We start from the raw sequence: 20282 nt of genomic DNA on the forward strand, positions 1-20282 counted from the left end.
CGTGGATATCGGTATATATTCCTACACAGTAAAACGTTGATTTTTCTCGAACAGCTGGACTTTCTATGCTATACTGGAATTATCATATAAGAGTTTGGAGATTGCCGGATGGATCCGTTTTTTACAGAGGAACAGCTGAATAACATGAGCCGTGAAAACATGATGGAAGTTATGCGAATCATGCAGAATCAGGTTCAAAAAAAAGAGACCGAGGTACAGCTTCTGAAAGACAAGCAGAAAGAACTGGAATTTATGAACGCAATGCTTTCAGACCGTCTTGCGCTTGCACAAAGAAGACGTTTCGGTTCTTCCAGTGAAAAATACGCAGATGGATATGAACAGATGGATCTGTTTAATGAGGCTGAAGTCAATGCAGATATGGATACTGCTGAGATTGAAGAGGAAATCGTGATTCCATCGCACAAACGGAAAAAACGCACCGGCAAAAAAGAAGAAGATCTCTCTAATTTCGAAGTAACAGAAACAATCGAATATAAACTGACCGGCGAAGACCGCTATTGTCCGGACTGTGGAACAAAGTATAAAGTCGTCACAAAAGAAGTCGTAAAACGACTGAAATTCATCCCCTCCACCTTTGAAGTGGTTGAAGAAGTAACCTATGTATACAGTTGTCCAAAATGTGGTGCTATGATCCGGCCGGAAAAAGAGTTTCCGCTGATCAAGGGAAGCATTGCTACACCTTCGCTGGTTGCCGGAATCATGAATGCAAAGTATGTCAATGGCATGCCGCTGGCAAGACAGGAACGGGAATTCGCAAGGTATGACTTAAATCTTTCAACAAAAACAATGGCAAACTGGATCATCAGCTGTGCAGACCGGTATCTGGGACTGCTTTATAGGCAGATGAAGGAAGAATTCCTAAAGAGCAGATACATCCATTGTGATGAGACCAGGATTCAGGTAATTGATGAACCGGATCAGAAAGGATCATCTCAAAACTGGATGTGGGTATATCTGACAGATCATTACAGTGAATCCCCACAGATGGTTCTCTTTGATTATGAGAGAACGCGTGCCGGATATCACCCGGTAAACTTCCTTGGAGATACATTTCATGGATATCTGACGTGTGATGGATACCAGGCGTATCATGGACTGAACGATTCCATTACCGTAACAGGATGCTTTACCCATGCGAGACGCCGTTTTGATGCTGCGCTCACGGCATTAAAAAAGGATTTCACAAAGGAGCAGCTGAAAGAAACAGTTGCATATCAGGCAATGACGAGGATCGGAATCCTGTATAAAGTAGAGGAACTGATCAAAGATAAGACACTGGAAGAACGGTATCAGGAACGCCAGAAGCAGTCGCGTCCAGTAGTGGAAGCTCTGTTTGAATGGCTGCATTCGATGGAAGATTCTGTAGACAGATCTTCCCTTATTGGTGATGCCATTTTATATACGCTGAATCAGGAAAACTATCTTCGCAGGTACTTGGATGACGGGCATCTGAGCATTGATAATAATAGTGCGGAGCGTGCAATCAAAAATTTTGCAGTAGGCCGCCGGAATTGGCTGTTTGCCAAGAGTATCCGTGGTGCAGATGCCAGTGCTGTTGTTTATAGTATCGCAGAAACAGCCCTGCTGAATGGTCTGAAGCCGTATGTATATCTTTCCTATGTATTAGACGAGCTTCGTAAAATGGGACCTTTTCCAAAGCCGGATGATCTAAATCGGCTTTTGCCATGGTCAAATGAATTACCGGAAGGATTTCGAACCAAAAAGAAGAAATAAAATGTGCCGCCCTGATGGGCGGCATGTTTTTTAAAAAGGCAAGGTACAGATGATTACGTACTTACTTCTTAGCTGCTGGTTTTCTTTCCGAAGCCGGATCAGTTCTTCCTGCTCCGGAGTCCGGTTATCTTTTTCATGGAAAGAACCGGAATTGGATGCCTGCTTTACCCACTTGTCAAACAGGGAAGTAGCAATGTCATATTCACGGCAGATATCACATCTGCGTTTGCCGGAACGATATAGTTCCACCAGTTGCTGTTTAAATTCATCTGTATATTTGCGAGGTTTTCGTCGTTGTTTTTGTTCGGTCATAAAGAGTGCTCCTTCGTGTATTTATTATAGATTATATGACCTTAAAAAATCTGTCCAGTTAATTGTAACCTATCCAGCGGCAGACACCGCTCTACTAAGATGTGGTACTGCCGCCTCTATCACATCCTGATGTTACAGCATCTGGATGCATGGAATCTGCCATTTGAATTCCCCTCAGAAAGTTGGTTTTGAATGTAGCATAATCCTATAGATATCATACCTTATTTTTCGGTATTACAACAGTACTATGTCTATTTCTTGTACTCTTATTTTCAATTTCGGATAATATTTACTTGTCAAACTTCAATGCCAGAGTTTCGCTGGCATAATCAATCAGAATTCGGAGACATCATATAATGTATTTTTTATCAGTTTTACTTTTTTAAAATAGTTTCTACATTCACTCAAGTCCAACTATAAGATTACCTTTTTAGAACGGTTACGTTCAAACATGGAATCATCAATAATAAGAACATTGGCACGATCTTCCGAATCCAGTGAAAGAATAGCGTTGTTTATGATTCTGGATGCAAGTATTGTAGTAAAACGCATCCAGTTAATTTGAACCATCTTCATGAAACGATACACGATATCTTTTGCAAAATCAGGAGTATTTTTTCCAGTAAGCAGACTCATATACATACTTCTGTTGGAGAAAATCAGCAGAAACATGTATTGAAAAATCTCCGTTACAGGAGTGTCTTTCCTTTTATAGGCATTGGCAGTTTTCAAGGCTGAGGAAATATGAAACCTTGTGAAAAATCGTTTGATAGATTTAGAAATCTGCTTATCATTTTGAGTCGCTTGTGTTATACTTTTATTCATAGCATGAGCCTCCGGTTTGTAATTGTTTTTCGGCAACTCAATTATACCAAAACCATTGGTTTCATGCTATTTTTATGCCAGTTATTATTGAATTTTCAAGGTGCATAAGCACATTTTAATGTGCGAAGTTTGAGTTACTATAAAATACATCTGCATTTATCAAATCTAAACAACTCATCTAGATCAAATACTTATTTTAAACTATTTTTCCTTTATAAACATTACTACATTCCAATTTTTCCCACCAGCTGTGATATTAATTCAATGTATTCTCTAATTTTTACTTTTTTCAGATTTTGAATCTTTTCGCTACCACCTAATCCCAATAATGGCACATAACCAAAGCACTCATCCTGCTCCAGTTTACCTAATTTATTTACTGCTTCTATATACTGGGGTATCTGAAAATACTTTTCTAAAAAATAGTCATCTCCAAGGTTTTGTATAAAACGTTTAAAATTTTTTGCGAGCATGACGAAATTACCATTTTTGTACTTCACCATACCAATATATTGGCCTTCTTCAAATGTTACTATATCCCCAAAAGCCGTCACTAGTATCGGAATCGAAATATTTCCTCTAAAATATGTTTCCTTAAGCAGTTCCTGATAATCTTCTGGATTTACTGCTTTTAGATATTCTCCCATCAATCTTGCCAATCCATTATCTTCCCATATTTTTATTAATTCATCAGGTAATATTGTTTTATATCTGTGAAGTAATTCCTGTTTTATATCTTGACCTTTTTCAATTTGCAACATATTAGTCTCCTTTATGTGCCAGCTTTACATTAAGATATGTTGAATTTTTCTCTGCTTCAGACATACTCTCTGCCATTTTTTTTATTTGTGCATCAACACCATCAATTCTATAACGCCACTGTGAACCGATTGAAGAGTTAACACCTTTATCTCCAACACCACCGACATTACTTGCATAACCACCAGCCACTTGATCGGGGTTGTGTAAAGCTGCCTGCGTATCCAACCATTTTTCAGCCTGTTCTTCTGCTTCTTTTAAAGATAATCCTGCATCCTGTAATTCGTCTACTTTATCTACAAATGCCTTTTCTCTTGCTGCCTGCTGTGCCGCATTGCTTTCTATTGCACGCCCTTGTTCAATATACTTTTGACGATTATCGAGATATTCCCGAACTGTCAATTCATTCATACCCTTTTGCTGATCTGCTAATTGTCGGGCAAACTCAGCTTCATCAAATTTTGAATTATAATTAAATTCAACCTCTATTTCGTCAATTCTTTTAATCTCATCAAGTACATCTTCACCACTCTCAAGAGCCTCACGCATCGTAGCATCATAATTTGCAAAAATACTTCTTAACTTATTCTGTGTTGCTGCCATTATCCCATCAAGGATTTCTCCTATGACAACACCTGTTACAAAATCTGCCACCATCTGTCCTGGATCAAAAGCATATGCCCACTTCTCATCCCATGACATACTGTCATCAAAGACTGCATACGCAAGTCTTTCACCTGCTGATACCGCTGTATCTACAACACCTTCAGTCAAACGATGTGCTCCCGGAAATTTTGCTCCAAATGCCCCCGTTATAAAACCGCTGGCAGCTGATATTCCTACATCTCGAAAAGCTTCTTTCGCACTTCGGACATTTCCAGTCGAAATCTCCTCTCCTGCTTTCATCGCTGTCGTAGATAATGCACCAATACCCGCACCTATAAACGCCCCGGCTAAAATACTTCCAGCTCCAAGCGTTGCTATACTAATTGCGGCACCAATGGCACATACTGCAACTACTCCAAGACCGATTGCAAGGTTTCTCGTAAATCCTTCCCAGTCAAATTCACCCTCCTTAGGTGCATCATCATAGGGCGGATACCCAGTATACTTACTGGCTGATATTCCTGCCAGCCTGCCCAGCATATCCACACTGCCGTTCACACAAAGACTGGATGCCCCTTCTGCATACAATGCCATGATATCTGACATTCCCTGCATGGCAATCCCTGTCATGCTCTCCAGCCGGATTCCTTCTTTTGCCATCAGAACAAGCCCGCCATTGCTTTCTATGGTAGTCCCCGTTTCATCCTCAAATGTAATCTTTCCCGTTTCACCGCCATCCAATCCCATTCGCTGCGGATACAGATCCATTCCTTTTCCGTGCTCTGACCGGAAACTTTTTTTCTCGGGACTTCCCGTCCCCTCACAGGTGCTTCCATTAGTACGGATACACCCTGTCGCTATTCCCTGCGCCTCATCTCCATTTCCTATATATAATGCTGTTTTTGTTCCCTTCTGCGGCATACAGTACATCAGGTTTCCTGTCGCCGGAGCAAATCCATAACTGTTTCCACCTGCCGCACTTTTATCAATATCAAATGCTACTTCTACCTGCTCCCCCTGCGTTCCGACAATGGATCCGACAAATGACATTCCCGTATAGTCCGGGTTATCCTCCCATGGAACCCACGTATAACTGTTTCCCGCAAGGCGGTATGTAAAAATGACCTCCCCTCCTGCCAGTTCTGTTTTTTTCCGAGAAACAAGCAGCTCCCTTCCTTCATATGTTACTCTGTCCCCCAGCGACAGGCTTGTCCTCGTAACAACATCATAACAAATGAAATCTTCCCTATCAACAAGGCATTTTCCACTGACTGCATAATATCTCCCATCAAAACAGAGATCACAGAAAATGATTTCTCCCAATTCCCTTTTTTCACCTTCCGGCAATCCAAGGTAAAAGCGGGGATAATAATAGCTGGTATCCGGCACTAATGGAAGCCCAAGCTGGGACGCCATTCTTTTCAGAAATCTCCAGTCCGTTTCCTGATACTGTATCAGCGTCCCTCCGGTCCGCATGTCGCTCCCTGGCAGTATGCAGGCACTGTGCTCGGTATCTGCTGTTACGGCACTGGCAATCCCCATATAAGTCTGTACTTTTTTCTGAAATACCCGGTTACTTTTTTTCTGATCTAAAAGAATTGTTCCTGACACAGCCTGTATGTCTGCAATCCTGTATCCTCTTTCTTCTTTGATTTCCACCTTTTCCGGATATCCGCTGAACAAAGCTCCCGCAGTATTCCCCTGCCCCAAAAGCTGTATGGGTGCATTCATGCTGTTTATGCCTATCTCATTTTCTGACAACAGAAGTCGAAAGTTTCCTCTGGCATGTTCCCCTGGAACCTCCCATGTCTGAAAATCAAGGATCTTTTCCATGGCAAAGGAACTGATAAATTTTAAATCGGAATATTCAATTCTCCTTTGTAATCCTTCTGCCATAAGCCGCTCCAATAGACATATATATAATTTTGAATTTATTAATAGTTATTCAAAAGTAAATACTATGATTTAATTCTTTCTCCCGTATTACTATCTAAAAAAACTTTCTTTCCATTCTCCTCTATCAATTCTATATCAGTTCCAACTTTGCAATCATATATTGCCAAAATTGCTGGTTCTATATTTGCTACAGTATTAAAATCACATATACACATATTATCAGCTTTACTCAAATATTCTTCTGTATCAATATCCGCAAAAAACCTCCATCCATTATCTACATCATTTATAGCTTCTTCTCTAACACACCATCTCAACTTTCCCTTATGGGATAATATATTTTTTGAAACAATACTTCCACCAGCATTAGAAATAAAAGTTACTAATTCACTCATACTTTTTCATCCTTTCTAGTAAACTTGCTCTATAAGGCATTTTCTCCGCAATTTCCAATGGTGTTTTTCCCCACGCATTCTTGTGATTAACTAAAACATTATTTTGTGAAAACCAAATTTGATATAATGGCTCGAGTTCCTCATCAGTATATTTCATATTAACCACATATTGTAATGGCAATCTATCCTTTTTATCTAATTGATTAATATCTACTCCATTTTTAATTAATCTTTGGCACAACTCTGCAGTTTGTTTTATATTGTGATTTGTCCTTGACAACAGAATATGTAATAAATTTTCGCCACATTCATTTATCACATTAGTTTCAGCACCTTTATTAAGTAAAAAATCTGTTATTAAATAACGGCTTTCTGCATCATTATTAGATAATGAATAAAATAATAATGATTTTCCTTTATATAATTTTTTCTCATCTCCTTCGTTATAACAAGAAATAAACTCATCATATTTTTTCATTTTAGCTACTAAACTTATATCCATTGATTTCTTGTATGATAATTAGGAAGTTAATTATCACATATTTCCTTTCTTTTAATATCGTGGTTCAATACAATTCAGATACTATGGACTTTTGATTTGTTTTCTGTAGCTTGACTACTCAACTGGAGTGTATTGCCACTACCTTTATCTGAATTGTTTATTAGCTGGATGTTGCCGGAGTGTTTTTCACTCAGAGTACTTATTTCTATCAAGTCTACGATGATAATCGTTGGTGGACATCATGGTATCAGACTTTAGGAAAGGGAGGTACAACCTCATGAAAATTTACGTAGGCATTGATATTGCCAAACTTAATCATTTCGCCGCTGCGATTTCTTCCGACGGTGAAATAATCATTGAGCCGTTCAAATTCACAAATGACGCTGATGGCTTCCAACTGCTGGTCTCTAAACTCGAATCATTCGATAAGAACAGCCTCATCATCGGTCTTGAGTCAACGGCACACTACGGTGACAACCTTGTTCGATTCCTTGTTACTGAGCTTTACCAAGTGTGTGTGTTGAACCCCATCAAAACCTGTCAAATGCGAAAAAATAACGTTCGCAAAACTAAGACAGATAAGGTCGACACTTACGTGATTGCTAAAACTCTTATGATGCAGGACAACCTCAGATTCGTCAGCTTCTTTGATCTCGATATGATGGATCTTAAGGCATTGGGACGTTTCCGTCAGAAAACCATAAAGCAACGTACCCGATTGAAAATTCAACTGACAACCTATGTTGATCAGGTCTTTCCGGAGATTCAATACTTTTTCAAATCCGGTCTGCATCAACACGCTGTCTATGCTTTATTAAAAGAAGCACCTTCTCCAAAAGAGATTGCTTCCATGCATATGACTCATCTGGCTAATCTGCTCAAAGTGAACTCACACGGACACTTTACCAAAGAACAGGCCAAAGAATTAAGAGTTCTCGCACAGAAGTCTGTCGGTGCTAACGACAGCGCTATATCTATTCAGATAACTCAAACCATTCAACAAATCGAGTTACTGGATAGCCAATTAGAAAAGATTGAAGCTGAGATGACGGATATCATGAAATTCAACGATTCTGTCATCATGACCATTCCTGGTATCGGTTATATCAATGGTGGAATGATTCTTGGTGAAATAGGTGATATTCACCGTTTCTCCAATCCAAACAAGCTGCTTGCTTTTGCTGGTCTGGATCCTTCTGTTTATCAGTCTGGTAACTTTCAGGCTAAGACAACAAGGATGTCCAAACGTGGCTCTCGTGTATTACGATATGCCCTTGTAAATGCAGCTTGGAACGTTGTCAGAAACAACGCAACCTTCAAGGCTTATTATGATGCCAAGAGGGCTGAAGGCCGGTCTCATTACAATGCACTTGGGCATTGTTCCGGCAAACTTGTCAGAGTCATCTGGAAGATGCTCACCGACAATGTCGAATTTAACCTCAAATAAGAGGTCTGTATACCAATATCGATAGATTTTGAAAAAGCACCCTAAGGGAGCTCTATTAAAGTTACCCTTTTTTACCACCGATATGAAAAAGAAATTTTTTACTAATTTATGGTTGACTTTTCATAGCTGGTCTCTACAAGAAAGGCATTTGAAAAACGAATCGCACTAACTAAAGGATTATCTTTCATCTCTCTACTGTTAATAACAATACCTTCATCTATTAATTTTTTTGCAATTATATTGTTGTTCTTTTTTATTGCCGTCATAAGTTCCAAACCGTCAAAAGCATTAATATCTATACCATTTTCAATAAGCCAAAGTGCTTCCTTTTCTTTCCCTTCTGTGATTGTATAATTAAGTAACGAACCTTTAGGGACAACTATATTTATCAAATCGTTATTCAAAATATAATCTTTAAAGCCTTCAAAATCTCCTGCCAATTCCAATACCTTAACTATTTTTTTTAAATTTTCTTCGTTTTCTCCCCAAAAGTTTTTTTCCGAATAATTTAAATAAAATTCCTGATATTCTTCAGAATCAAAAGTCGGTCCTGTTAAAACTGCATCGACAAATTCTATTGGCGGTATATATTTTCCATTTAATATGTCATCTATAATAACATTTGGCGCCGCATATCTTATTTTCTTTTTTAAATCAATGATGCGTATTTCTCCAAACCCTTTTACATACTTTTTTCCATCAATCTCTGTTTCACGACATACACCATTCAAATCGCTATTTAATGGATTCTCACAATATAAAGTCAGCTTTTCTATGAATATTGAATCAAATGTCTCTTTACTTTCCACTGTACTATCAAAATTTACATTCCACCCAATATTGTATGCATTTTCAAAATGTTGATAACAATACTTTGTCATATCAGAATTCATTATTCTCTCTCCTCGTATACAAATCAGATATTTATATAATTTAACATAAAATAGCACTCACCAAAAGAAAAGTATCTATCATTTCGCGTTATAAGCAACCAAGTGCTTCTAATAATAATTTGCTTCTTTCGCTAAAACACCAACCACATATTGTAATGTCACTTGATTTTATAACTGATTTCAATTCTTCTGAGCTCAATTTACTTACATTGTATATTTTTATATTTAGTGAATCCCCCCATACTTTTAAATCTTCATTCAATAATTGTTTTCCTGAAACACCATTATACTCGCTCAGTAATGATCCATCTGGTCCTCCATGCATACCAGAAACTATTGAAATATCTCCAGAAGATTGATTTACAATTTCCGCAAATTGACTTTGCCTTATATTCCCTGTCGAAACATATACACTTTGATTACCACCAACTTCGACCTTATAAAATGTAGGTTCATTATAAAATCTTGTATCCTCTATAGCTGCCAAATTTTCAATGTCATAAAAATCAGATATGCAAGAAACCTCATTTCCGTTCATATCAAATGAATACTGACCACGATATGCCGTTTTTTACCAGTCCTGAGTTCATCCATGCCTTTAAATACAAAGTGTATTGCCACACCAGTAAGAAAATCTGCCCCCCATCTGTTTCCAGTCAAACGCATACGCTAGTTTCTCCTCTATAGACATAAAGCAATGATGGAAAGGGCTGGCAAAATCATAGAACGAGTCTTCAGATTCTTACCAGCACACTTGAAGTTGCAGAATTCTGTCATTACACAGCAGGACTGTCTCGGATATTTAAAAAACGATGATACAGAAAAGCTGCTACTTCTGGATGTGCCCTACATCGGTTCAGAGCATACTTGTGCTGTTACTGGTTACAAATATCAGCCTTTCCACAAGAAAGTGGCTGACTACCTACAGAACGCAGAATACCCATTTTTATATTACTGTAGAAGTACTCCGCCGAAGTCAAATAGCACTTTCAATAGGGCAGATGCGGAACATATCATGAAGATGAAACTGGGGCAGAATTTTATGAATAAGGGTTACTACTTTCAGAAAGTTCCCCATAAAGAAGATACAGAGCTAATGATAAGCAACCAATTTTATAATTCCGAGGTGCAATTCCAGTGGACAAATACTTACTATTCAGTTTGATTTCAAATGTCCTTAAGCGGATACATAATTAAAGCATTATTATCTACCTATAAGTTTTCATCATAAACATTTATTTTTTCTACAAATAGCGTTATATATGAATTCATTAATGCATAAAAACGCTCATCATAAGCAGTTTCAATTTCTATAATTGAATCACCTAATTGAAAAGTGGCACATCCATCTTCATCATATTCAAGCAATAATAAAGTGAGTTGATTTTTTCCATCGATTATTCTCATCTGATATTCTTTTGTATTGTTTACAAATACATTATCATAACTATATAGTCCGTCAATGTCCAACTCAACATAATATTCCTTCTGGATTGGTCTATTAGCCCCTTTCCATATTCCCTTTGCCATACCGTAATCAGTAGAAAAATAAATGTTCTCATCTAATATTTTGTCAATAACTATTTTCATTTTACCATCTACCTCTTAATCCTAACAAGTGTATTAAAGTATTCCATAACATCATTCACTGGATCATATTTCCATTCTTCTAGATGAAAATGGAACTTAGTTGTTCCCATACTATCCATTTCATGATTACCGAATCGTATACTCTTTGTTCCATCAGCAGAAAAAATTCTATCATTATCCACTAATCCTGTCCTTGGATGTATATTGGTTTGATTACTACCCAAATAATCGTCCCAATAATTTGTCACATCACTCATCTTCACTTGATTAGGTGATTTTATTTCTGGATGTCGCACTACTTGCGTATTAGCACTTGGTACATGAGTATTACTACCACTCCCAAGAGCCTCACGCATCGCAGCATCATTATTTGCAAAAATACTTCTTAACTTATTCTGTGTTGCTGCCATTATCCCATCAAGGATTTCTCCTATGACAACACCTGTTACAAAATCTGCCACCATCTGTCCTGGATCAAAAGCATATGCCCACTTCTCATCCCATGACATACTGTCATCAAAGACTGCATACGCAAGTCTTTCACCTGTTGATACCGCCGTATCTACAACACCTTCAGTCAAACGATGTGCTCCCGGAAATTTTGCTCCAAATGCCCCCGTTATAAAACCGCTGGCAGCTGATATTCTTACATCCCGAAAAGCTTCTTTCGCACTTCGGACATTTCCAGTCGAAATCTCCTCTCCTGCTTTCATCGCTGTCGTAGATAATGCACCAATACCCGCACCTATAAACGCCCCGGCTAAAATACTTCCAGCTCCAAGCGTTGCTATACTAATTGCGGCACCAATGGCACATACTGCAACTACTCCAAGACCGATTGCAAGGTTTCTCGTAAATCCTTCCCAGTCAAATTCACCCTCCTTAGGTGCATCATCATAGGGCGGATACCCAGTATACTTACTGGCTGATATTCCTGCCAGCCTGCCCAGCATATCCACACTGCCATTCACACAAAGACTGGATGCCCCTTCTGCATACAGTGCCATGATATCCGACATTCCCTGACTACAATTACTGCAATAGAAAATTAACCAGAATTTTTAGCAGTAATTAAATTCAGGGATTACTTCAAACGGTATATTTACATTTTCTAATTCACATATTGCTTTTTTTATATCTACAGCTTTTGCTTTTAATATACAAATACCTTCTTTTTCAAGCATTTGTTTAGCCACAATATAATTAACTCCTGCTATTTTGGAAATTACCTTGATTTTATCTTTATCAATATTCGTAATACTTTTTGTACATATACTATATTCTGTCATATCTTGATGTATTTTATCAATATATGTTGTTAATGTTCCCCACCCACAAACCGGACATGACCATCCTTGTACTGAATTCTCACAAACATGAATCATATTTGTTTTACATTTTTCACATAGCATTTTATTGGCTTCCTCCTGGTATAAATAATTTAAATATGCCCAATTCGCTCATATTAGGACCTTTTTGATTTGTCATTCCTGCCACAAAATAATTTCCATCTTGTGTCGCCCATAAATAATTTGTTGGCGCGTAAACCTCCACATTAAGTTGATTTGCTAAGTTTTGTGCAAATCCATCATCCAGAGCACCTGTATTGCAAGATAATAATCTAATTCCTTGACCATTATATCCATCTGCATTTTGAATTAATCTTGCCGCGGTTCTATGATCAACAATCATATGTTGACCATTATGAGTGATTTGTATTCCATTGGGTGTACCATGTGCTATAATATCATAATATCCATTGGCATCAACATCTGCTCGTTTCTGAATATACCTAAAAAAACTATCATCAGAATCCATAAATGTAGCATCTCCAACAGAATATGAACCACCCTTATTCCAAGGCAACTTCTCCCTTACCGCCGAAACACCTTTAAACGCAAAGTGCATTGCCACACCAGTAATAAAGTCTACTCCCATCTGTTTCAGGTCAAACACATACGCTAACTTTTCCTCCGTAGACATATCCGGATTCAAAAGGGCATACATTCCTCTGGTCAATATGCCACTTCCTACATCTATTAGCCCTTCTCCAAACCACTTCATTGCCGGAAATGCTGCGCCGATTGCTCCGGTAATCGCTCCGGTAATCATTGAAATTACCATATCTTTTGTGGCTTCTCCAAGACTTCGCACATTTCCACTGGAATAATCGCTTACTGCCCCGGCTACTGATGCTGAAATTGCCCCCATTCCTGCACCAAATAGTGCTCCTGCAGCAACAGTTCCTATTCCCGGCAAAAATACAGCCAAAGCTATGCAGGCGGCTCCTACCGCAAGACCCATTACAAGATTTCTTGCAAATCCGCCCCAGTCAAACTCACCCTTCTGAGGTACATCCTCAAATGGATCATACCCCTGATATACCGTTCCCGCCAGACCTGTTCTCATGCCAAGCATGTCCACACTGCCATTCACACAAAGACTGGATGCTCCTTCTGAATACAGTGCCATGATATCCGACATTCCCTGCATGACAATCCCGGTCATACTCTCCAACCGGATTCCCTCTTTTGCCATCAGAACCAGTCCGCCATTACTTTCTATGGTGGTTCCTGTTTCATCCTCAAAGGTAATCTTTCCTGTCTCCCCGCCATCTAATCCCATGCTCTGCGGATACAGGTCCATTCCTTTCCCATGCTCTGACCGGAAACTTTTCTTCTCTGGACTTCCCGTCCCCTCACAGGTGCTTCCATTAGTACGGATACACCCTGTCGCTATTCCCTGCGCCTCATCTCCATTTTCTATATATAATGATGTTTTTGTTCCCTTCTGCGGCATACAGTACATCAGGTTTCCCGTCGCCGGGGCAAATCCATAACGGTTCCCGCCCGCCGCAGTCTTGTCAATGTCAAATGCTACTTCTACCTGCTCCCCCTGCGTTCCGACAATGGATCCGACAAATGACATTCCCGTATAGTCCGGGTTATCCTCCCATGGAACCCACGTATAACCGTTTCCCGCAAGGCGGTATGTAAAGATGACCTCCCCTCCTGCCAGTTCTGTTTTTTTCCGAGAAACAAGCAGCTCCCTGCCTTCATATGTGACCCTGTCCCCCAGCGACAGGCTTGTCCTCGTAACAACATCATAACAAATGAAATCTCACCTATTAACAAGGCATTTTCCACTGACTGCATAATAGCGTCCGTCAAAACACATATCACAGGAGGGAATTTCTCCCGGTTCCCTTTTCTCACCTTCCGACAGGCCAAGATAAAAACGGGGATAATAATAGCTGGTGTCCGGCACCAACGGAAGTCCAAGCTAGGACGCCATTCTTTTTTTATAATCTTCCCAATTCTTTATCAGCTTTCATTTGGAGCAATGTAGTTTTTTCCCCCATATATTGCTTAGCCACCTTTAGAACTGCCTTATCATTTCCTAAAATTTCTAACACAGTAACAGAAAAAATATTAATCAAATGTGAATCATTCTTCTTTATTATTTCTTCAAAATAATTAAATATATTACTTAATAATTCAGCATCTTCATTTTTAGCTAATAATGTTAAAAGCTCCGGCATAAAAATATCTTCTATTACAACTGTTTCTAATACTTCTCCATATTCTTCTACGCTTTCAATGTATGCATTCTTCGTTGAAGGAAAAAATTCTTGCATTTTTTCAAAAAACTCTCTTACATTTTTACTCACATTTATATCCTCCAATCAATCAAATAAACTTACGGCATATTCTAAATCATCTATCAGTGCCTCTACTACATCTAAATCATTAAATCCTAATTTACCTGAACTTGCCAAATTTCTTAGTTGTTTTAATCTTTCTATTGCTTTTATTAAATGTGTTGATGAGCCATTGTTAAACTCCTCTACGAGTATGGCTGCTGTCCCTCCATCTCCTACAGATGCCCCTGGTCTATAAAGTTCATTCACTATTTTTCTTAATTCTGAATTTTGCACTGTAGTCAATAATTTATCTCTCGAAGATCCTGATAATTCAGGTCTTCCACTCAAAAGATTATCAACTTTATCGGGACTTCCATAATTACCATTTATATGCGAATTTCTTGTCTCATCAAGGACTGGATTTTTTGCCTCATTACTTGCAACTTTTCTTGCCACAGCTCCAGGTACAATTATTCCGATAAGTGCTCCTATAGAGAAGTCTACTGCCATCTGTTTCGTATCAAAAATATAAGCCATCTTTTTCTCATTATTCATGGAACTATCTCCAAGAGCCCACGCTGCACGACCAGTCAGACTAACTCCTGCATAAATCTCTCCACTAAAAAGCACCGTTACTGGAAAAGCAACTACACATGCTCCAGTAAATCCACCTGCTGCTGCTGAAATTACAACATCCCTCACAGTTTCTATCGTACTTCTAACATTGCCACTCTGCCACTCTTCATTTGCTTTATATACTGTTTGGCAGAATGTTCCTATCGCCGCCCCTATCAATGCTCCCGTTACGATGGGACCAATTCCTGGAATTAAAGCCAGTCCCACACAAGCAATCGCAACTCCCAATCCAATAGCAAGATTTCTTGCAAATCCGCCCCAGTCAAACTCGCCCTTCTGAGGCGCATCCTCAAATGGATCATACCCTTGATATACCGTTCCCGCCAGACCTGTTCTCATGCCAAGCATGTCCACACTACCATTCACACAAAGACTGGATGCCCCTTCTGAATACAGCGCCATAATATCCGACATTCCCTGCATGGCAATCCCGGTCATACTCTCCAACCGGATTCCCTCTTTTGCCATCAGAACCAGTCCGCCATTACTTTCTATGGTAGTCCCCGTTTCATCCTCAAATGTAATCTTTCCGGTTTCACCGCCATCCAATCCCATTCGCTGCGGATACAGATCCATTCCTTTTCCGTGCTCTGACCGGAAACTTTTTTTCTCGGGACTTCCCGTCCCCTCACAGGTGCTTCCATTAGTACGGATACACCCTGTCGCTATTCCCTGCGCCTCATCTCCATTTCCTATATATAATGCTGTTTTTGTTCCCTTCTGCGGCATACAGTACATCAGGTTTCCTGTCGCCGGGGCAAATCCATAACTGTTTCCACCTGCCGCACTTTTATCAATATCAAATGCTACTTCTACCTGCTCCCCCTGCGTTCCGACAATGGATCCGACAAATGACATTCCCGTATAGTCCGGGTTATCCTCCCATGGAACCCACGCATAACTGTTTCCCGCAAGGCGGTATGTAAAAATGACCTCCCCTCCTGCCAGTTCTGTTTTTTTCCGAGAAACAAGCAGCTCCCTGCCTTCATATGTGACCCTGTCCCCCAGCGACAGGCTTGTCCTCGTAACAACATCATAGCAAATGAAATCTTCCCTATCAACAAGGCATTTTCCACTGACTGCATAATATCTCCCATCAAAACAGAGATCACAGGCAATGATTTCTCCCAATTCCCTTTTTTCACCTTCCGGCAATCCAAGGTAAAAGCGGGGATAATAATAGCTGGTATCCGGCACTAATGAAAGCCCAAGCTGGGACGCCATTCTTTTCAGAAATCTCCAGTCCGTTTCCTGATACTGTATCAGCGTCCCTCCGGTCCGCATGTCGCTCCCTGGCAGTATGCAGGCACTGTGCTCGGTATCTGCTGTTACGGCACTGGCAATCCCCATATAAGTCTGTACTTTTTTCTGAAATACCCGGTTACTTTTTTTCTGATCTAAAAGAATTGTTCCTGACACAGCCTGTATGTCTGCAATCCTGTATCCTCTTTCTTCTTTGATTTCCACCTTTTCCGGATATCCGCTGAACAACGCTCCCGCAGTATTCCCCTGCCCCAAAAGCTGTATGGGTGCATCCATGCTGTTTATGCCTGTCTCATTTTCTGACAACAGAAGTCGAAAGTTTCCTCTGGCATGTTCCCCTGGCACCTCCCATGTCTGAAAATCAAGGATCTTTTCCATGGCAAAGGAACTGATAAATTTTAAATCGGAATATTCAATTCTCCTTTGTAATCCTTCTGCCATAAACCTCTCCTATTCTTCCTGACCGGATGATATGGGTTCTATCAATCCTCCATAGGCACAAACAAGAAATGATCTCTGTGTCAATGCAGACAGCTTATCTCTTTCACTTGTTGCATCTGCGTTATTTTGTACTCATATCTGTGCCACTTCACAGCCGTTCCGTTCAGAGTTTTTCCATATAAATACGGTTACCTGCTTAAAATAACTGTGTATTCTATAAAAGATTTGCTATCAAACCCCAAAGCTGTTTTTACAATTATCTCTACCTTTTCTTTAAAAAGAATCTTCTTGAATTATATTTATTTTCCTAATATTCACCAATCTACTATGCTTTTTCCCTATTTATATATTGCAACTATTAAAAATGGGAAATGCCCCATAACTTGTAGCATTAATGGAACATCTCCCATTATATGTTTTTTAATTTTCTAACTGTTCTTGCACCAATTGCAAAAGGAAATCACCTAAATCTTCTGCTAATGTTTCATTAATTTCATATTTATCTCCATTATAAAATGCCATAATAACACTAGGTTCCTTTTCCATATTTAAAGAAGAATAATCCAAATATGCCATATTTCCATCACCAAAATCATATATAGGTATCCATTCCTTAGGTAAATTATATTCTTCTCTGTCATTCAGTGCATATGCAACTGAATTTCCCTCTAATATTCCCGAATCATCCTCTGGATCAATTCCATATATTTCATTACCGAAAAAGGACAAATACCCATACTTTTTATAAAACTCTTTACACTGAGGCGAAAAAGATATACCTAATTTTTTTTCTGACATATCAATTTCTTCTTCGCTTTTTCCACCAGCAGTTGTATAAAATTTACATTTCGGTGCCAATTCCATTGCTTTAATAAAATTTGTATAACTCATATGTTCCTCCATTAATCTAAATTATGACTTCGCCACTCCCAGTATCCTCTTCTCCAACTGTTAAACTCACTTCTATTGATCTGAGAGGGAGCCTGACCTATATTAGTATGTAATTTACTGTAATTCTGCTGATGTTCCGTCGCCATTATTTCCATCACTGGTCCATTATTTGTTTGGTCAATGTGATGTATATTAATCGATTTCCCATCTGTTCCAATCGGAGCTAGTCCTTGCTCCATTCTCTGAATATTAGTCCTCCCTTGTCTGTCCACAAAATTGGGATCAAATATACTATTATCCATAGTAACAGTTTTTCCATTTACAACAACAGTTTTTTTACCACTCCCAAGAGCCTCACGCATCGCAGCATCATTATTTGCAAAAATACTTCTTAACTTATTCTGTGTTGCTGCCATTATCCCATCAAGGATTTCTCCTATGACAACACCTGTTACAAAATCTGCCACCATCTGTCCTGGATCAAAAGCATATGCCCACTTCTCATCCCATGACATACTGTCATCAAAGACTGCATACGCAAGTCTTTCACCTGCCGATACCGCCGTATCTACAACACCTTCAGCCAAACGATGTGCTCTCGGAAATTTTGCTCCAAATGCCCCCGTTACAAAACCGCTGGCAGCTGATATTCCTACATCCCGAAAAGCTTCTTTCGCACTTCGGACATTTCCGGTTGCTATCTCCTCTCCTGCTTTCATCGCTGTCGTAGATAATGCACCAATACCCGCACCTATAAACGCCCCGGCTAAAATACTTCCAGCACCAAGCGTTGCTATACTAATTGCGGCACCAATGGCACATACTGCAACTACTCCAAGACCGATTGCAAGGTTTCTCGTAAATCCATCCCAGTCAAATTCACCCTCCTTAGGTGCATCATCATAGGGCGGATACCCAGTATACTTACTGGCTGATATTCCTGCCAGCCTGCCCAGCATATCCACACTGCCGTTCACACAAAGACTGGATGCCCCTTCTGCGTACAATGCCATGATATCCGACATTCCCTGCATGGCAATCCCTGTCATGCTCTCCAGCCGGATTCCCTCTTTTGCCATCAGAACAAGCCCGCCATTGCTTTCTATGGTAGTCCCCGTTTCATCCTCAAATGTAATCTTTCCCGTTTCACCGCCATCCAATCCCATTCGCTGCGGATACAGATCCATTCCTTTTCCGTGCTCTGACCGGAAACTTTTTTTCTCGGGACTTCCCGTCCCCTCACAGGTGCTTCCATTAGTACGGATACACCCTGTCGCTATTCCCTGCGCCTCATCTCCATTTCCTATATATAATGATGTTTTTGTTCCCTTCTGCGGCATACAGTACATCAGGTTTCCCGTCGCCGGAGCAAATCCATAACTGTTTCCACCTGCCGCACTTTTATCAATATCAAATGCTACTTCTACCTGCTCCCCCTGCGTTCCGACAATGGATCCGACAAATGACATTCCCGTATAGTCCGGGTTATCCTCCCATGGAACCCACGCATAACTGTTTCCCGCAAGGCGGTATGTAAAAATGACCTCCCCTCCTGCCAGTTCTGTTTTTTTCCGAGAAACAAGCAGCTCCCTTCCTTCATATGTTACCCTGTCCCCCAGCGACAGGCTTGTCCTCGTAACAACATCATAACAAATGAAATCTTCCCTATCAACAAGGCATTTTCCACTGACTGCATAATATCTCCCATCAAAACAGAGATCACAGGAAATGATTTCTCCCAATTCCCTTTTTTCACCTTCCGGCAATCCAAGGTAAAAGCGGGGATAATAATAGCTGGTATCCGGCACTAATGGAAGCCCAAGCTGGGACGCCATTCTTTTCAGAAATCTCCAGTCTGTTTCCTGATACTGTATCAGCGTCCCTCCGGTTCGCATGTCGCTCCCCGGCAGTATGCAGGCGCTGTGATCGGTATCGGCTGTTACGGCACTGGCAATCCCCATATAAGTCTGTACTTTTTTCTGAAATACCCGGTTACTTTTTTTCTGATCTAAAAGAATTGTTCCTGACACAGCCTGTATGTCTGCAATCCTGTATCCTCTTTCTTCTTTGATTTCCACCTTTCCGGATATCCGCTGAACAACGCTCCCGCAGTATTCCCCTGCCCCAAGAGCTGTATGGGTGCATTCATGCTGTTTATGCCTGTCTCATTTTCTGACAACAGAAGTCGAAAGTTTCCTCTGGCATGTTCCCTTGGCACCTCCCATGTCTGAAAATCAAGGATCTTTTCCATGGCAAAGGAACTGATAAATTTTAAATCGGAATATTCAATTCTCCTTTGTAATCCTTCTGCCATAAACCTCTCCTATTCTTCCTGACCTAACGAAGCAGGTAAAATATATTAGTATGAGTACCAAGGTCTTACTTCATAAATTGATATTGCTTGGTTCAAATCTTTCATCTTATATGC

General features: G+C 39.8%; 17 protein-coding genes and 2 pseudogenes. 2 read left to right on the plus strand and 17 right to left on the minus strand.

Features of this window, described 5'->3' with window-relative positions; genetic code table 11:
• Positions 1-108: 108 nt before the first annotated feature.
• Positions 109-1755 (plus strand): IS66 family transposase, encoded by a 1647-nt coding sequence (gene tnpC, locus RIL182_RS13905; RefSeq protein WP_134523047.1) that lies wholly within the window; start codon positions 109-111, stop codon positions 1753-1755.
• Between the two features lie 48 nt (positions 1756-1803).
• Here the strand turns inward: tnpC and RIL182_RS13910 are convergent.
• The 6 genes and pseudogenes from RIL182_RS13910 to RIL182_RS13940 all read right to left on the minus strand — a co-directional run.
• A pseudogene (locus tag RIL182_RS13910) lies at positions 1804-2067 on the minus strand (transposase); the annotation flags it as partial.
• 417 nt (positions 2068-2484) lie between these two features.
• Positions 2485-2892: pseudogene (locus RIL182_RS13915) on the minus strand (IS4 family transposase); the annotation flags it as partial.
• Between the two features lie 224 nt (positions 2893-3116).
• Positions 3117-3653 carry a T6SS immunity protein Tdi1 domain-containing protein gene (locus RIL182_RS13920; protein ID WP_006859730.1) on the minus strand — a complete coding sequence of 179 codons (537 nt, stop codon included), beginning with the start codon at positions 3651-3653 and terminating at the stop codon, positions 3117-3119.
• A 1-nt stretch (position 3654) separates the two neighbouring features.
• On the minus strand, positions 3655-6153 hold the full coding sequence (locus RIL182_RS21750) for a polymorphic toxin type 15 domain-containing protein (protein WP_243128693.1): 2499 nt from the start codon (positions 6151-6153) through the stop codon (positions 3655-3657).
• Positions 6154-6215: 62 nt separating this feature from the next.
• Positions 6216-6548 (minus strand): DUF2185 domain-containing protein, encoded by a 333-nt coding sequence (locus RIL182_RS13935; RefSeq protein ID WP_006859444.1) that lies wholly within the window; start codon positions 6546-6548, stop codon positions 6216-6218.
• The gene (locus RIL182_RS13940) at positions 6541-7050 is read right to left on the minus strand and encodes an ankyrin repeat domain-containing protein (protein WP_006859443.1); all 510 of its coding nucleotides are present in this window, start codon (positions 7048-7050) and stop codon (positions 6541-6543) included. The genes RIL182_RS13935 and RIL182_RS13940 overlap by 8 nt, the downstream gene beginning before the upstream one ends.
• Positions 7051-7327: 277 nt before the next feature.
• On the opposite strand from RIL182_RS13940, the gene RIL182_RS13945 reads away from it, so the two are divergent.
• Entirely contained in the window at positions 7328-8497 is a 1170-nt protein-coding gene (locus RIL182_RS13945) for an IS110 family RNA-guided transposase (protein ID WP_055196078.1), read from the plus strand.
• A gap of 101 nt (positions 8498-8598) precedes the next feature.
• Here RIL182_RS13945 and RIL182_RS13950 read toward each other — a convergent pair whose 3' ends face one another.
• From RIL182_RS13950 to RIL182_RS21335, 11 genes are all read right to left on the minus strand, one after another.
• Positions 8599-9390, minus strand: a complete 792-nt coding sequence (locus RIL182_RS13950; protein ID WP_243128694.1) for a DUF7919 family protein — start codon at positions 9388-9390, stop codon at positions 8599-8601.
• A gap of 88 nt (positions 9391-9478) precedes the next feature.
• Positions 9479-9928, minus strand: coding sequence for a hypothetical protein (locus RIL182_RS13955; protein WP_118592536.1), 450 nt, complete (start codon positions 9926-9928; stop codon positions 9479-9481).
• A 674-nt stretch (positions 9929-10602) separates the two neighbouring features.
• The gene (locus RIL182_RS13965) at positions 10603-10980 is read right to left on the minus strand and encodes a hypothetical protein (protein WP_006859652.1); all 378 of its coding nucleotides are present in this window, start codon (positions 10978-10980) and stop codon (positions 10603-10605) included.
• An 8-nt stretch (positions 10981-10988) separates the two neighbouring features.
• Positions 10989-11987, minus strand: a complete 999-nt coding sequence (locus RIL182_RS13970) for a hypothetical protein (RefSeq protein ID WP_134523371.1) — start codon at positions 11985-11987, stop codon at positions 10989-10991.
• Between the two features lie 54 nt (positions 11988-12041).
• Positions 12042-12392 carry a hypothetical protein gene (locus RIL182_RS21755; RefSeq protein ID WP_243096767.1) on the minus strand — a complete coding sequence of 117 codons (351 nt, stop codon included), beginning with the start codon at positions 12390-12392 and terminating at the stop codon, positions 12042-12044.
• A 1-nt stretch (position 12393) separates the two neighbouring features.
• Positions 12394-13908 (minus strand): MFS transporter, encoded by a 1515-nt coding sequence (locus RIL182_RS13980; protein WP_243128695.1) that lies wholly within the window; start codon positions 13906-13908, stop codon positions 12394-12396.
• A 373-nt stretch (positions 13909-14281) separates the two neighbouring features.
• Entirely contained in the window at positions 14282-14650 is a 369-nt protein-coding gene (locus RIL182_RS13990; RefSeq protein ID WP_044999797.1) for a DUF7674 family protein, read from the minus strand.
• Positions 14651-14665: 15 nt separating this feature from the next.
• Complete coding sequence (locus tag RIL182_RS13995; RefSeq protein WP_243128696.1) at positions 14666-16963, minus strand: hypothetical protein; 2298 nt, start codon at positions 16961-16963, stop codon at positions 14666-14668.
• 420 nt (positions 16964-17383) lie between these two features.
• Complete coding sequence (locus RIL182_RS14005) at positions 17384-17854, minus strand: SMI1/KNR4 family protein (RefSeq protein ID WP_157579726.1); 471 nt, start codon at positions 17852-17854, stop codon at positions 17384-17386.
• Between the two features lie 11 nt (positions 17855-17865).
• A complete protein-coding gene (locus tag RIL182_RS14010) occupies positions 17866-19884 on the minus strand; it encodes an HNH/ENDO VII family nuclease (RefSeq protein ID WP_172606718.1) in 2019 nt (672 codons plus the stop codon).
• Positions 19863-20168 (minus strand): hypothetical protein, encoded by a 306-nt coding sequence (locus RIL182_RS21335; protein WP_055040063.1) that lies wholly within the window; start codon positions 20166-20168, stop codon positions 19863-19865. Before RIL182_RS21335 ends, RIL182_RS14010 begins: the two co-directional genes overlap by 22 nt.
• Positions 20169-20282 lie beyond the last annotated feature (114 nt).

The organism is Roseburia intestinalis L1-82 (assembly GCF_900537995.1).
GTDB lineage: Bacteria > Bacillota > Clostridia > Lachnospirales > Lachnospiraceae > Roseburia > Roseburia intestinalis.